A 13132-nucleotide genomic window follows, 5' to 3' on the forward strand; every position below is an offset into this window, starting at 1 on the left:
CCAGGCCCCCACCCCGGGGCCGGCGAGGAGCGAACCGGACATGACGCATAAGCCGCTGCGCGAGCAGGTCATCGTGATCACCGGCGCGTCGAGCGGCATCGGTTTGGCCACCGCCCGCATGGCCGCCGAGCGCGGCGCCCGGGTCGTCCTCGCCGCCCGCAGCGGGGAGGTCCTGGCTCAAGTCGCCACCGAGCTCGGCCCGAAGGCTGCCTACGTGGTGGCCGACGTGGGTCGTCGCGAGGACGTCCGGGCCATCGCCGACAAGGCCATCGCGACGTTCGGCGGCTTCGACACCTGGGTCAACGTGGCCGGCCTGACCGTCTACGGCCCCCTAAGCGAGATTGCCTACGAGGATCACCAGCGCCTCATCCAGACCAACCTCTGGGGGACGGTGAACGGCTCGCTGGTCGCGGCGGAGCACCTGCGCCAGCGTGGCGGGGCGCTGATCAACGTCGGCAGCATCGCTTCCGACCTCGCCTTCCCGTTCCAGGGTCTCTACGCCACCTCGAAGCACGCGGTGAAGGGCTTCACCGACACGTTGCGCATGGAGCCATCGCCGAGGGAGCACCGGTCTCCGTCACCCTGGTGAAGCCCGCCTCCATCGACACGCCCCTACCGAATAGGGCGCGCAACTACATGGACCGTCAGCCTACCCTGCCGCCGCCGATCTACCCGCCCGAGGAGGTGGCCAACGCCATCCTGCACGCCGCCGTGCACCCGCAGCGCGACATCGTCGTGGGCGGCGGCGGCAAGCTGTTCGTGATGGGCAAGGAGTTCGCGCCGGGCGCCTACGACGAGCTCGCGCCGGCCATCATAGCGCTGCAGAAGCGGTCTGAGCCTCCACGGGATCCGCAGGGCGCCCTGCACGCCCCGCGGCATGCCGGCGAGGTGCGCGGGGACCCGCCGGTCTACGTCATGCGCACCAGCGCCTACACCCGGGCGACCCTGCATCCGCTCGCGACGGCCGGCGTGCTCGCAGCAGGCTTGGCCGCGACGGCCGCCGTGATCCTCGGCACGCGATCCAGGCCGCGCCATCGCTGACCTTGGGTGCCTCGCCGCGCCGGAACCGAGCCGCGACCGACCTTCTTACCGACCCGATACGCGACGATCGGAGACGACCGACCATGAAAGCACTCACGTGGCAGAGCCGGGGCAAGATCACCTGCGAGACGGTGCCGGACCCGAAGATCGAGCATGGGCGAGACGTCATCATCAAGGTGACCGCCTGCGCGATCTGCGGCTCCGACCTGCACCTGATGGGCGGGTTCATGCCGACGATGGAGTGCGGCGACGTCCTCGGCCACGAGACCATGGGCGAGGTCATCGAGGTCGGTAAGGACAACCACACGCTCAAGGTCGGCGACCGCATCGTGGTGCCCTTCACCATCTGCTGCGGCGAGTGCCGCCAGTGCAAGTGGGGCAACTGGAGCTGCTGCGAGCGCACCAACCCGAACGGCAAGCTGCAGGCCGAGACCTACGGCTACCCGCTGGCCGGCCTGTTCGGCTTCTCCCACATCACCGGCGGCTTCGCCGGCGGGCAGGCCGAGTACCTGCGGGTGCCCTACGCCGACGTCGGGCCGATCGTCGTCCCCGAGGGCCTCACCGACGAGCAGGTGCTGTTCCTCTCTGACATCTTCCCGACCGCCTACCAGGCCGCCGAGCACTGCGACATCGGCCCGGAGGACACCGTCGCCATCTGGGGCTGCGGCCCGGTCGGCGTGCTGGCGGTGAAGTGCTGCTACCTGCTGGGCGCCAAGCGCGTCATCGCCATCGACAGCGTGCCCGAGCGCCTGGCGCTCGCCCGCGAGGCCGGCGCGGAGACCATCGACCTGTCGAGCCAGAACGTGCAGGACACGCTCATGGAGATGACCCACGGCCTCGGGCCCGATTCGGTCATCGAGGCGGTCGGCATGGAATCGCACGGGGCCGATACCACGCTCCAGAAGGTCTCCTCCACCATCATGGAGCATACGGTCAGCCTGGAGCGGCCTTTCGCGCTCAACCAGGCCATCCTCGCCTGCAGGCCCGGCGGCAACGTCTCGATGCCCGGTGTTTTTGCCGGTCCGGTGGGCCCCGTCGCCCTCGGCGTGCTCATGAACAAGGGCCTGACCCTGAAGACGGGTCAGACCCACATGGTGCGGTACATGAAGCCGCTCCTGGAGCGCATCCAGAAGGGCGAGATCGACCCCTCCTTCATCATCAGCCATCGCTCCACGAACCTGGAGGAAGGGCCGGCACTCTACGAAGCGTTCCGCGACAAGACCGACAACTGCACCAAAGTGGTGTTCAAGCCGCACGGCTGACGCCGGCCGGGTCCCGGCCGCGAACGGCCTCAACGCACGAAGGCACGATGGTGGACGACACACGCGACCTCGCCCTGGTCTTTGCCGGCGGCAACGCCGTCGGCGCCTACCATGCCGGGACCTACGAGGCGCTGCACGAACATGGGCTCAGGCCCGATTGGGTCGTAGGCGCATCCATCGGCGCGGTGACGGCCGCCATCGTCGCGGGCAACGCCCCCGAGGACAGGGTCGCCAATCTCCGGATGTTCTGGGACGAGGCGACCCAGGCCACGGGCCCGAGCCCGACCGGGCTGCTCAAGCCGCGCCAGGTCTACAACGGGCTGCACGCCCTCCTGGCGCTCGCCTGGGGACGCCCGAGCATCTTCGGCCACCGGTTGCCCGGCCCATGGTCGGCGCTGCCATGGGTGCCGAACGACGTGGCCCTGTTCGACAACAGGCCGCTTCTCCGGACCTTGGAGCGCCTCGTCGATTTCGAGTGGTTGAACAGGGGCGACACCCGCCTGACGGTGGGCTGCGTCGACGTCGAGACTGGCGAGGAGGTCTACTTCGACACCGCCCGCCAGGAGGTCCGGCCCGAGCACATCCTAGCCAGCACGGCGATCCTGCCCGCCTTCCCGCCCGTGGAGGTGGACGGGCGCGTCCTGTGCGACGCGGGCTACACCAACAACCTGCCCCTCGACCCGCTCTTCGAGACCGAGCCCGAGCGGGACCTCCTCTGCATCGCCTCGGACCTGTTCTCCCTGCGGGCGCCGCGTCCCGCCTCCCTCGACGCGGTGCTGGAACGCGCCAACGACCTCATCTTCGCCAGCGCGCCGCGCCGGGCGGTTGCAGGCCTCAGGCGCGAGTACGAGTTGCGCGAGCGGCTCGATCCCGAGGGACCGGCGGTGACGCTGCTCCACCTCGTCTATCAGGCCGGTGCCGACGAGCTCGCGGCCAAGAGCTTCGACTTCTCGCCCTCGTCCATCCGCGACCGCTGGGCCGCGGGCGGAAGGGACGCGGTGCGTGGCTTGGGGTTGTTGAGGGCGGACAAGCGTGCGAGCGGCCGCTTCGAGTATCTCACCCTTCCCGACAGCCTCGGCACCCGGAAAGCCGCGGAGCCTCGGGCCGCTTCCGCGGTGGCGTAACGTCGGCGGTGCCGAAGGTAGCCGACCTCGTGGCGGTCGGCGAGCCGGCCAGGCGCGGGCTCCCGTCAGGCCGCCACGCCGAGGCCCCCTTCGAGGGCCGGGTGGCGCAAGCCGGCGCGGACGTCGAGCCCCGCCGTGCCGCCCTCGCTCCACGCGACCGCCGCCGGCGTGCGCCCCCCGTCGGCCGTCTCGAACTCGACCGCCTCGCCGGGCGCAAGTTGCGGAGCGCCCGCGATGCGGGCACCGTGGGAGGAGACCTCCGCGAGGCGGACCGAATGCCGCCGCCCCCGCACGTGCAGGAAGGCCGCCTCGTCGACGGCGACACGAACCGTGCCGCGGCGCTCCTCCAGGTCGGTCGTCACCCGTTGCACGAACTGGGTCACCGAACGCGCGAGGTCGGCCGCGACCGCCTTGAGGGACTCGGACGCGGACACGGCGCTGTCGGCGTGCCGCTGCGTCTCCCGGGTGGCCTGCGAGACCGAGACGGCTCCGGCGTGCGCCTCGGAACTGCCCTGGGCGACCTGCGCCACGGTGCGGGAGATCTCCTGCGTCGCCGCCCGCTGCTGGTCGACCGACACGGCAATCGACGTGGTCAGGGCGTTCACCTCCTGCGTGGCCGAGGCCATCGCGTGGACGGAGCCGACGGTTCGCCGCGTCGAGGCCTGGATGGCCTCTACCTGGGACACGATCTCGTCGGCCGCCCGCATGGTCTGGCCCGACAGCGCCTTCACCTCCGAGGCCACCACCGCGAAGCCGCGGCCGGCTGCGCCGGCGCGCGCCGCCTCGATGGTGGCGTTGAGCGCCAGGAGGTTGGTCTGGTCGGCCACCGACTTGATCAGGCCCATGACTGTGCCGATGCGGTCGGCCACGACGGCGAGCTGCTCGACCTCCTCGTTCGTGTTCCGCGCGATCTCGGTCATGCGCGCGATGAGCTGGCTCGCCCGCTCCGTCTGGCCGGCGATGTCGGAGATGGAGGCGCTGAGTTCCTCGGCCCCCGCCGAGACCGAGAGCACGTTCTGCGCCGTCGCCGACGCCGTGGCCTCGGAGGCGGCCGCCTGACGGCTCGAATGCTCGGCGACGCCGCTGAGGGCGAGCGCGGTCTCGCGCATGCCGCCGGTCTCGCGTTCGACCGTGCGCTCGATCTCGACGAGGGCGTCGCGGAACTCGGCGACGACCTCGCCGAGGCGGCGCTGGCGGTGGGCCTCCAGGTTACGGTCCTGGCCGGCTGCCGCCTCGGCGCGGCGCTGCGCCAGCACGCTGTCGGCGGCCTGCCGGGTGGCCGCCTCTGCGGAGGCTAGCGCCTTCGCGAGCTGGCGGGCGGCCAGCACCAGGGCGGCGGCCTCGGTGACGAGGACGACGGCATGCAGCACGACGCGCAGGTACTCGGCCCCGTTCGGGAACACCGCGGCTGGGTAGAGTACGTTCAACGCGAGGTGGTGGACGGCCACGACGCCGGCCGCCATGAGGATGGACGACCAGCAGCACCAGCCGGCGGCGACCGCGAGGGCGGCGAAGAACACCATGTGCAGGTCGATCTGCAGGTGCGTGCCCGAGGCGGCCAGCACCAGCAGGCCGACCAGCATCATCAAGGAGGCCGACGAGAGGTGGCGCGTGATGGCCGCCGCCCCGTGCCGGCGGGCGGCGGCGAGGGTCGCGCCGGGCAGGAGGACCGCGAGGACCGTCACGGGCACGGGCATGACGTCTCGCCACCAGGCGAATGCCGTGACGATGACGGCGAGCACGCCGAGCGCGCCGAGCATCACCGGCAGGAAGGCGAGGCGAAGGCGGTCGAGGCTGCCGCTGTCGGTCATGACGGGGATGGTCCGGTGAGGATCGGGGGAGGCCGGTAGCCCGGGAGGCAGGCGCCCAGGGGTCCGGCGGCGAGGACGATGAAGGCGCCGGCCCGGCGCAGGTCGGCGGCGGCGTCGCCCCCGGAGGCGTCGAGCACCGCGACGTGCCCGCCGGTGGAGAGCCACAGGATGGAGGCGCCCGAGGCGGCGACGGCCTTGGGGATTGGGGCGTCGGGGAAGAGGGTTAGGACCGCGACGGGCTCGCCGGGGCGTGGCGCGAGGGCGAGGGCGACCGGGGCGAGGCCGCAGCCGGCGACCAGGGCGCATGTCAAAGCGGCGACCCGGAGCGGCGGGAGTGTCGTGGACGTGTCTCGTGTCATGCGCCCCTTCATGCCCGCCCCCGTCCTAGCCGACCCGACACCCTGATACGGGCGAGATCGACGCTCGCCCCCGCCGACAGGCTCAGGCGCGTTTTCGGTCGTCGGCGATGACGGGAACCGTGCCATGCGTGTGCTGGGCGAACTCTCCGATGGGCGACGGGCGGCCCATCAGGTAGCCCTGGGCGGCGTGGCACTGCTCGGCAGCGAGGAAGCCGAGCTCGGCGTCGGTCTCGACGCCTTCCGCCAGCACCGGCAGGCCGAGACCGCGCCCCAGGCCAAGCACCGAGCGCACGATGGCCGCGGTCTGCTCGTTGCTGTCGACGGAGCGCACGAACGAGCCGTCGATCTTGATCTTGTCGAACGGGAACGAGCGCAGGTTCGAGAGCGACGAGTAGCCAGTGCCGAAGTCGTCCATGGCGATGCGCAGCCCCAGCGACTTCAACTGCCTCAAGGTCAGCAGCGCTCGGTTCGGGTCGCTGATCAGGGCAGTCTCGGTCACCTCGACCTCAAGGCGACCGGGCGCCAGCCCGGTCTTGAGCAGCACCTCGTGCACCAGCCCGACGAAGTGCGGGCTGTGGATCTGCACCGCCGAGACGTTGACGGCGATGGACAGCGGGTTTGACCAGGTCGCTGCCTCCCGGCAGGCCTCGCGCAGCACCCACTCGCCGATCTGCAGGATGGCGTCGCTCTCCTCGGCGATCGGGATGAACAGGGCGGGCGAGACGTAGCCGCGCTCCGGGTGCTTCCAGCGCAGTAGCGCCTCGAAGCCGATGACGGCGCCCGAGCCGACGTCCGTCTGCGGCTGGTAGACGAGCTGCATCTCGCCGCGGGCCACGGCGTGGCGCAGGTCGTGTTCGAGGAGACGGCGCTCGCGGACCTCGACGCCCATCCTCGCCTCGAAGAAGCGGTAGGTGCCCCGGCCTTCCGACTTGGCGCGGTAGAGGGCCGTGTCGGCGTAGCTCAGGAGGGCCGCGCGCTCCTGCGCGTCGTCCGGGTAGAGGGCGACGCCGATGCTGGTGGCGATCTGCGGGCCGCCCGCGTCCGTCCGGCCGGAGCGCAGCGCCTCCAGGATGCGCTCGGCGAGACGGCCGGCCTCCGACGGGCCGCCGCAGGGCATCAGCACGGCGAACTCGTCGCCGCCGAGCCGGGCCATCATCTGGGTGTCGTCGAGCTCGGCCGAGACGATCCGGGCGACGCTCTCCAGCATCGCGTCGCCGGCGGCGTGACCGAACAGGTCGTTGACCTCCTTGAAGCGGTCGAGGTCGAGGCAGAGCACCGCGAGCTTGCGCCCGCCCGCGTCGGCGGCGCGCATCTCCTGGTCGAGGCGCTTGCCGAAGCTGGCCCGGTTGGCCAGCCCGGTGAGGGCGTCGTGGTGGGCGAGGAACTGGATCTGGCGCTCGGCCTGGCGCCGCGCCCGCAGGTCGCGCACGGCGACGGCGTAGTGCGGTCGACCGGCATGATCGACCGGCTGCATAATGATCTCGACCGGCACGAGCGTGCCGTCGGCCTGGCGAAGCTCGGCCTCGACCGGGCGCTCGGGCTGGCCGGCGAGCGCGAGCCGGGCCGCGTCGCCCGGCAGGTACGCCGACAGGGCCGTGCCCGCGAGCGCACCGGGCGGCAGGCCGACCAGCTTGGCGAAGCTGCGGTTGGCGCTGACGATCGCGTCGCCGGTGCAGACGACGAGACCCTCGACCGCGGCGTTGGCGAGGCTGTGCAGGCGGTCGGCCTCCACCTTGGCGTGACGGCGGTCGCGCACGTCGAGCGCGAGTGCGGCCCCGGCCAGGAGCAGGATGGCGAAGCTCGCGAGGGCCACGGCAACCGCGAGCCACGCGTTCGGGATCGCGGCCTCCGATACGGCGAGCGTCGGGTCGGGCGCAATCGTGACCGCGCCCATGGCGGTGAAGTGGTGGCTGCAGATGGCAAGCAGCAGCAGGAGCGCCGCCGGCACCTGGCGAACGAGGCCGCGGGCGCCGAGCGGGCCGCCAGGGCGGCGCCGCCGAGGATGCCGCCCAGCGCGAGCGAGACGCCAACGGTTGCGGGATCCCACGCCTTGTGGCCGGCCACCTCGTAGGCGGCCATGCCGGTATAGTGCATCGCCGCGATGCCGAGGCCGAGGATCGCGCCGCCGGCCCAGGCCGCGGCCCGGCCGCCGACGAGGGCGGCGAGGGACAGGCCGGAGCCGACCAAGGCGACGGCGATGGCGAGGGACAGGCCGGTGAGCGCGACATCGTAGCCGCTCGGCACGCCCGGCGCGAAGGCGAGCATGGCGATGAAGTGGGTCGCCCAGATGCCGGAGCCGCCCGCCGTCGCCGCGACGGCGAGCCACCCGGCCTGGGCCCACCCGGCCGCCCTGCGCGCGTGGCTGACGAGGCAGACTGTCGTCAGTGCCGAGAGGGCGCAGATCCCGGCCGCCAAGGCGACGAGCCGGAAGTCATGGGCTTCGACGAGGCAACCGACGACGGTGAGCATGGGGCGACCCCGCGGATGTTTCGATCCGCAAGATGGGCCATGCCGGTGTAGAACGATTTAATCGGGCGCGATCCCCGGACGATCCGGAGGTCGAGGATCCGCGCGACGGGAGCGTCGTACGGTCGCGGGAGCCGCCTACGAGCATGCCTCGGCGGCCGTCCCGAGGTCCCTCAACTGTCGGCCTTCGAGCCGCTTAGCGTCAGGTCGAGGTAGATCTTGGTGACCGGCTCAATCAGACCCACGATTTCCTCGGCCGCCTTGGTCTCCTCCTCGACCGCGGCACGGAAGAACGGGCGGCTTGCTTTTCGGGTGTTCTCCGTGGTGTCGGCCGCATCCTGCGTTGACGCGCCTACCCGGAGGATGACGATGAGCAACGACGCACTCAAGACGCTCGTGGCCCAGGGGCTCGCCGCCATGACGAACGGCGGCAAGGTCGCCGCGCAGGCCACCGACGAGATCCGGAACGACGCCTACCATCCCGACCTCAAGGCCGCCCTGAAGCAAGGCAACTAAACCTCGCAGCAGTGAGCGAAGCGCATCGACCAAGCCCTGCAGGAGGCAGGCGGCAGCGGCGAGCGGAAGAACTCAGTGCTGGAAGGCCTCTACGACGTCAGCCGCGAGACCCGCCAGCAGGCGCCCGACGGCGCCTCGCGCGACCTCGGCATCATCGCTAACGGGCAACTGGCGCTGCACTACTGGATCACGGCCTTCGGCACGATCCGCGCGTATGCCGAACAACTTGGCCTGAGCGGGATCGGGCAGGCGATGCAGACCTCGCTGGACGAGGCCAAGGCCGCCAACGAGCGGCACAACGAGATCGCCGCCACGATTATGGGTGCCTGAGCGACCGACCAACCCTTGGGGTCCCCCGACGCGCGGCATCCGGCTCCAACGCATGCTGCGCGAAGCCGGTGTGATCCACCTAGTAAGCCGACGCCGCTCGATACGCTTGAGCCGACGCTAGGCCGCCTCAAGGCGATGCTCGGTACCTTTTCGTCTCCGCGGACGCGACCACCAACGCGGCGAGGCCGACGGCGGCAACGTCCTCGGCAAGCCCCCGGGCTCGTCCTGCCGATGTCCGCGAGTCCCCGCCCCGGGCGCCGTGCCCGAGGAGCGTGCCGACGACCGCGCCTGCGACGCCGGCCAGGGCGCCGTACTCGGGCGATGCGCACCGGCCGGACAAGGCCCAGCCTCCGACCGCGCCGATCGCGAGCCGGAGCGCGAACGAGGGCGGGATGCGGCGGTCGGGTGCGAACGGCATCTTGTCGTCGGCCATCTCGGCAGCGGTGGCCGTCGTGGCGAGCGCCCGCGCGCCCGGCCTGCTGGGGATCAGGTCGCCGCGCGTCCGGTCCTGCGATGCCGCCCACGTCAGCGCGGCGCAGGCGGACATGCTGCGCATCCCCGCCACGAACCCGATGCCGAGCGAGGCTCCATATCTCTGCACGATCGCTGCCCGCTGCCCGCGTTGCGCCGACCGGATGTCAGAGCGGCTGCGCCAGCCGGTGTTCCGAGCGCGCGACGCCGGGCGTCATCTCGGCGAAGTGAGACCGCCACGTTGCCTGAACTCGCTGAAGCCCGCCCGCTACATGCGGCCGCTTGATGGGCCACAACCTGCTGATGTCGTGACCGTCCCGGGGAAGTCCGCTTCTCCGCTCGAAGCAGACGCTTCATCCGGCCAGCCGCTAGGTCTGCAAAGGGTCACTTTGAGGCATTCACCTGAGCGGCGTAGGACGTCCGCTTGCCCTTAGCTTGAGCCCCTAAGAGGACAGGCCGCTTGCGGCCAGGATCGGTCGTTCTGGGCCAATCAGATGGCCGATAAGCAGACAATCCGAAGGCCCGAGAAGGGTCGGGAGCGGCGGTCCAAGTCCGACTAGCCCGAAGTCGGCTCTCGGCGCTTCGTTGCTCATCGACGATGCTTAGGCGAACGGGAGCGAACCACCCTGCGCCTACCTAGAGAATGCGCCTTAGGGTGTGAAGCCGCCTATGGCGCCCGAGATGCGTCCGCCCCTACCCGCACCCGGCCGCTACTGCGCGCCGGGCATGCCCGACATTACCATCGGCCCAGGCCCTGACGTCGGCATCGACCTGATGGATTGCCGGCACGCGACAATCCCCGGCGGCCGCGTCCGAGCCGCGCGCTGCTACGGCATGGGTGGGGCGGAGGTCCCGTATGATGTGGATCTCGTCGTGCGCTCGGACGGCGCCCTGGAGCACGACGGCACGGTCTACAGCCGGCCTTGCGGTGCAAAGCGGTGACTTCGTCGCGCCGGTGCGGGGCCGGTCGCTCGCCCCGTCTCACGTCCGGACGGCCCGAATGCGATCCGCGGCGCAGTCGCGCGGATCTCTATGTGTTGTCTCGACGGCCCTGAGGTCGGAAATCCACGTAGAAGTCGTCGCCGATGGGGGCGGCCAGGAAGTCCCGCTCCGGCTTCCGGTTCGCCTGATCGCCCTTTTCGCCCGCGCAGGCGGCCGGGCGCCCAGCAAGGCTGGAGCGCCTGACGTATCGGCTCGGGTCGTTCTTGATCTTGGCCATCAGTAGGAACCTAGCAGCCGCTCCACGTCCCGCTCGGAGATTTTGGTCTGGCATGCGGCGGTCACGCGCTGCCGCCGTCCGCCGTCCTTCGTCTTGTAGCACTCGGGCTCCCGTCCCCGTTTACGGTGAACTCGTACGACGTTCCGTTTTCGTTCTTCCTCCAAACTCTCTTATCGGCTGTTGCCTCCAGGCGCCAGTCCAGCAGGCAGCCGTCGATGTCGGCCAGTGCGTTGGCCACGTCTAGGGCGGAACCGTATCGATCGGAGGGCTCTGTCTCCAGGCAGGCGCGGACGACCTTGCGGAGCTTCGACGGGATGTGCGGCGCGAACGCCCGGCGGTCAGGGAACCGCCCGTTCCGGACGTCATACCGGAAGCCGGCCCGGTCGAAACCGGGTCCCGGCGGACCGTACTTCGCCAGCTGCGCGTGGAAGGCCTCGTTCCCGTTGCACATCCGGTAGAGGGTCAGCCCGAACTGGTAGATGTCGAAGGTGAGGTCGAACCGATCCTCCGCCAGGGCCTCGGGCGGGATCATGGGGGTGTAGTGCCGGTCCTGCTCGGCCTTCCCGACGAAGTTCATCTGCTTGGCCTGCCCGAAATCCGACACCAGCGCCTCGCCCCGGTCCGACAGCAGGATGTTGTCGGGCTTCACGTCGAAGTGGACGAGCTTCTTCGAGTGGATGTGGTGAAGCCCGCTCAGGACTTGGCAGGCGACCGTGACGATCTCGCGGACGGTCATGTAGCGGCCCGTGATGAGGCCCTTCACCGAGCCGCGGCGGTAGAACGGCATCGCTAGGTAGATATGGTCTTCGTCGTAGCAGGCGTAGTGGATCTGAACGACGTTCTGATGAGCGCTCGCGTAGAGGGCCTGCGACTCCGCGAAGAACTCGGCCGGCGAGGCCAGGCTCGCCTTCGCGATCCGCTTCGTTACGATCTCCGCGTTGAGCTGGTGATCGCGCGAGAGGAAGGTCTCCGAGTTGCGGCCGTCCGCGCCGATGTCCCGCACCCGCTCAAAGGTCAGCTCGGCCTTGTTGTACGGCTTAAGCATTTTCGGCCCCCATGGCGTACAGGATCGCCTCCCGCTCCTCCTTCGACATCTTTCCCCAGTTCTCGATGCCGTACCCGTCCTCGCCGTCGGCGAGTGGCTTGAACCGCGTCCGCTCGATGCCAAGGCGGGCCGCCCCGGTGGCGATCGGGCCCGCGAAATAGGCCGAGAGCTCGCTGCTGGCGAAGGCCTCTTGAATGACGCCCTCGATCTGGACGCGGTCGATGCTGAGGGACTGCGCGCTGGGCTCGGTGAGCCGCACGCCGGCCCTCTCGACCCGGAACTCGCGCAGGACGTCCAGGAGGTTGCTGCGCAGGTACTTCAGCCCGTCGGGGGTCCCAAAGGCCGCCGGGATCCTGATCTCCTCGACGTTGATGACCGTCTTGGCGTCCGTGTCGTAGACCGCGAAGGTGACCACGCGTGGCGCCGCCCTGATCCCGATCGTGATCACCGCATCCCCCCAGTTGCCGCCCTGTCGAGCTTGGTGCCGGGCTTTTCGCACGGACGCGCGTGCGAAGGCCAGGAGCGGGGCGCGGGACGGGCGCAAGCGCCGCGGCGCGTCCGATGGGGCCCGCAGGCCGAAGCCCCGTCCGGTGCGGGATAACCAGACGCCCGATCGCGGGATGCCAGTTGCCGAGCGTGGTCGCGACGGCTACATTCCAAACCGGAGCCGATGCCCGGGCTGCAAGCGACCCAAAAGGCGGCGAACTCGATCTCGGATCGATACCTGAACGGCAACCATCTCTGCCGGCGCAGGGTGATCATCAAGCGCTTGTGACCACCCACTCAAGACGCCGGTGTGAAATGGATGTGCCATGTCCCTTCCCAAGGACTGCGCGGACCACCTGCGCGCGCGCTATCGCCTCCTGACCGGCAACAAGCTGGGCTCCTCTCACGCGCACGAACTCGTGGCCGTATTCTTCGGATACAAGACGGCCGCGGCGCTCCGAGCGGAAACCAGGTTTCCCCTGAGCGACATCGGCAAGGCCGAAATCCTCATCCCGGACCTGCGCCTAATGGACGAGCGAGTCGGAACGCTCCGGGGGCTTCCCGCCGACCTGCCCGGCGTCGAGGATCTCACGTCCGAGCTGTGCGACTTCCTCGCGAGCCAGGGCCACTTCGACGGCCGGTTCTGGAGGTCCAGGCATCTGAGCGACGATGTCAACGCGTTCGTCCAGGACGACCCGATGATGATCGAGGGGGCCCTGGACGGCGAGATCGCCTCGACGAACGCCTACTTCGATGAGCTCTACATCGAGGAATACGATTTCAAGCCGAGTGACGACGCGCTGGTCGCGACCCTGACCGGATCGCTGAACGGCGAGAACGACCAGGATCGGGCGTTCCATGGCGACAAGATCGTCTTCACGACTGTGATGACGTTCGAGCGCGTCGCAGGGCGGATCGCCTACATGGAACCGGAGCTTGAGACCGACGGCAAGGTGGACGACTCGATGTATTACGACGAGGACTTCGCCTGATGCCTTAGCC

13 protein-coding genes and 2 pseudogenes are annotated in these 13132 nt (G+C 70.1%); 7 read left to right on the plus strand and 8 right to left on the minus strand.

Annotated elements, in window-relative coordinates; all coding sequences use genetic code 11:
- Positions 1–40 precede the first annotated feature (40 nt).
- From ACFQE0_RS26630 to ACFQE0_RS26640, 3 genes and pseudogenes are all read left to right on the plus strand, one after another.
- Positions 41–1041: pseudogene (locus ACFQE0_RS26630) on the plus strand (SDR family oxidoreductase).
- Positions 1042–1124: 83 nt separating this feature from the next.
- Positions 1125–2303, plus strand: a complete 1179-nt coding sequence (locus ACFQE0_RS26635) for a zinc-dependent alcohol dehydrogenase (protein ID WP_238233850.1) — start codon at positions 1125–1127, stop codon at positions 2301–2303.
- A 47-nt stretch (positions 2304–2350) separates the two neighbouring features.
- Positions 2351–3427: a patatin-like phospholipase family protein gene (locus ACFQE0_RS26640; RefSeq protein WP_238233849.1), complete on the plus strand. Its 1077-nt coding sequence runs from the start codon at positions 2351–2353 to the stop codon at positions 3425–3427.
- A gap of 65 nt (positions 3428–3492) precedes the next feature.
- Here the strand turns inward: ACFQE0_RS26640 and ACFQE0_RS26645 are convergent, their stop codons facing one another.
- The 4 genes and pseudogenes from ACFQE0_RS26645 to ACFQE0_RS26660 form a co-directional block, all read right to left on the minus strand.
- Complete coding sequence (locus tag ACFQE0_RS26645) at positions 3493–5238, minus strand: methyl-accepting chemotaxis protein (RefSeq protein ID WP_238233848.1); 1746 nt, start codon at positions 5236–5238, stop codon at positions 3493–3495.
- Entirely contained in the window at positions 5235–5597 is a 363-nt protein-coding gene (locus ACFQE0_RS26650; RefSeq protein WP_238233847.1) for a hypothetical protein, read from the minus strand. Before ACFQE0_RS26650 ends, ACFQE0_RS26645 begins: the two co-directional genes overlap by 4 nt.
- Before the next feature lie 82 nt (positions 5598–5679).
- Positions 5680–8066: pseudogene (locus ACFQE0_RS26655) on the minus strand (bifunctional diguanylate cyclase/phosphodiesterase).
- Positions 8067–8236: 170 nt separating this feature from the next.
- Positions 8237–8440 (minus strand): hypothetical protein, encoded by a 204-nt coding sequence (locus ACFQE0_RS26660; protein ID WP_238233845.1) that lies wholly within the window; start codon positions 8438–8440, stop codon positions 8237–8239.
- Between ACFQE0_RS26660 and ACFQE0_RS26665 the strand changes: the two genes are divergently transcribed.
- Both ACFQE0_RS26665 and ACFQE0_RS26670 read left to right on the plus strand, forming a co-directional pair.
- Entirely contained in the window at positions 8433–8579 is a 147-nt protein-coding gene (locus tag ACFQE0_RS26665; protein ID WP_238233844.1) for a hypothetical protein, read from the plus strand. The genes ACFQE0_RS26660 and ACFQE0_RS26665 overlap by 8 nt on opposite strands.
- Positions 8580–8603: 24 nt before the next feature.
- On the plus strand, positions 8604–8909 hold the full coding sequence (locus ACFQE0_RS26670; protein WP_210161463.1) for a DUF892 family protein: 306 nt from the start codon (positions 8604–8606) through the stop codon (positions 8907–8909).
- Between the two features lie 127 nt (positions 8910–9036).
- On the opposite strand, the gene ACFQE0_RS26675 is transcribed toward ACFQE0_RS26670, so the two are convergent.
- Positions 9037–9510 carry a hypothetical protein gene (locus tag ACFQE0_RS26675; protein ID WP_043765999.1) on the minus strand — a complete coding sequence of 158 codons (474 nt, stop codon included), beginning with the start codon at positions 9508–9510 and terminating at the stop codon, positions 9037–9039.
- Positions 9511–10061: 551 nt separating this feature from the next.
- Here ACFQE0_RS26675 and ACFQE0_RS26680 point away from each other — a divergent pair.
- A complete protein-coding gene (locus tag ACFQE0_RS26680; RefSeq protein WP_345998677.1) occupies positions 10062–10322 on the plus strand; it encodes a hypothetical protein in 261 nt (86 codons plus the stop codon).
- 88 nt (positions 10323–10410) lie between these two features.
- On the opposite strand, the gene ACFQE0_RS26685 is transcribed toward ACFQE0_RS26680, so the two are convergent.
- From ACFQE0_RS26685 to ACFQE0_RS26695, 3 genes are all read right to left on the minus strand, one after another.
- Positions 10411–10599: a hypothetical protein gene (locus ACFQE0_RS26685; protein ID WP_109951700.1), complete on the minus strand. Its 189-nt coding sequence runs from the start codon at positions 10597–10599 to the stop codon at positions 10411–10413.
- A gap of 61 nt (positions 10600–10660) precedes the next feature.
- On the minus strand, positions 10661–11644 hold the full coding sequence (locus ACFQE0_RS26690; RefSeq protein ID WP_378974989.1) for a serine/threonine-protein kinase: 984 nt from the start codon (positions 11642–11644) through the stop codon (positions 10661–10663).
- The gene (locus ACFQE0_RS26695) at positions 11637–12092 is read right to left on the minus strand and encodes a hypothetical protein (protein WP_091882029.1); all 456 of its coding nucleotides are present in this window, start codon (positions 12090–12092) and stop codon (positions 11637–11639) included. The genes ACFQE0_RS26690 and ACFQE0_RS26695 overlap by 8 nt, the downstream gene beginning before the upstream one ends.
- A 364-nt stretch (positions 12093–12456) precedes the next feature.
- On the opposite strand from ACFQE0_RS26695, the gene ACFQE0_RS26700 reads away from it, so the two are divergent.
- Entirely contained in the window at positions 12457–13122 is a 666-nt protein-coding gene (locus ACFQE0_RS26700; RefSeq protein ID WP_378974991.1) for a hypothetical protein, read from the plus strand.
- Positions 13123–13132: the final 10 nt, after the last annotated feature.

Source organism: Methylobacterium komagatae (assembly GCF_042661665.1).
Classification (GTDB): domain Bacteria; phylum Pseudomonadota; class Alphaproteobacteria; order Rhizobiales; family Beijerinckiaceae; genus Methylobacterium; species Methylobacterium komagatae.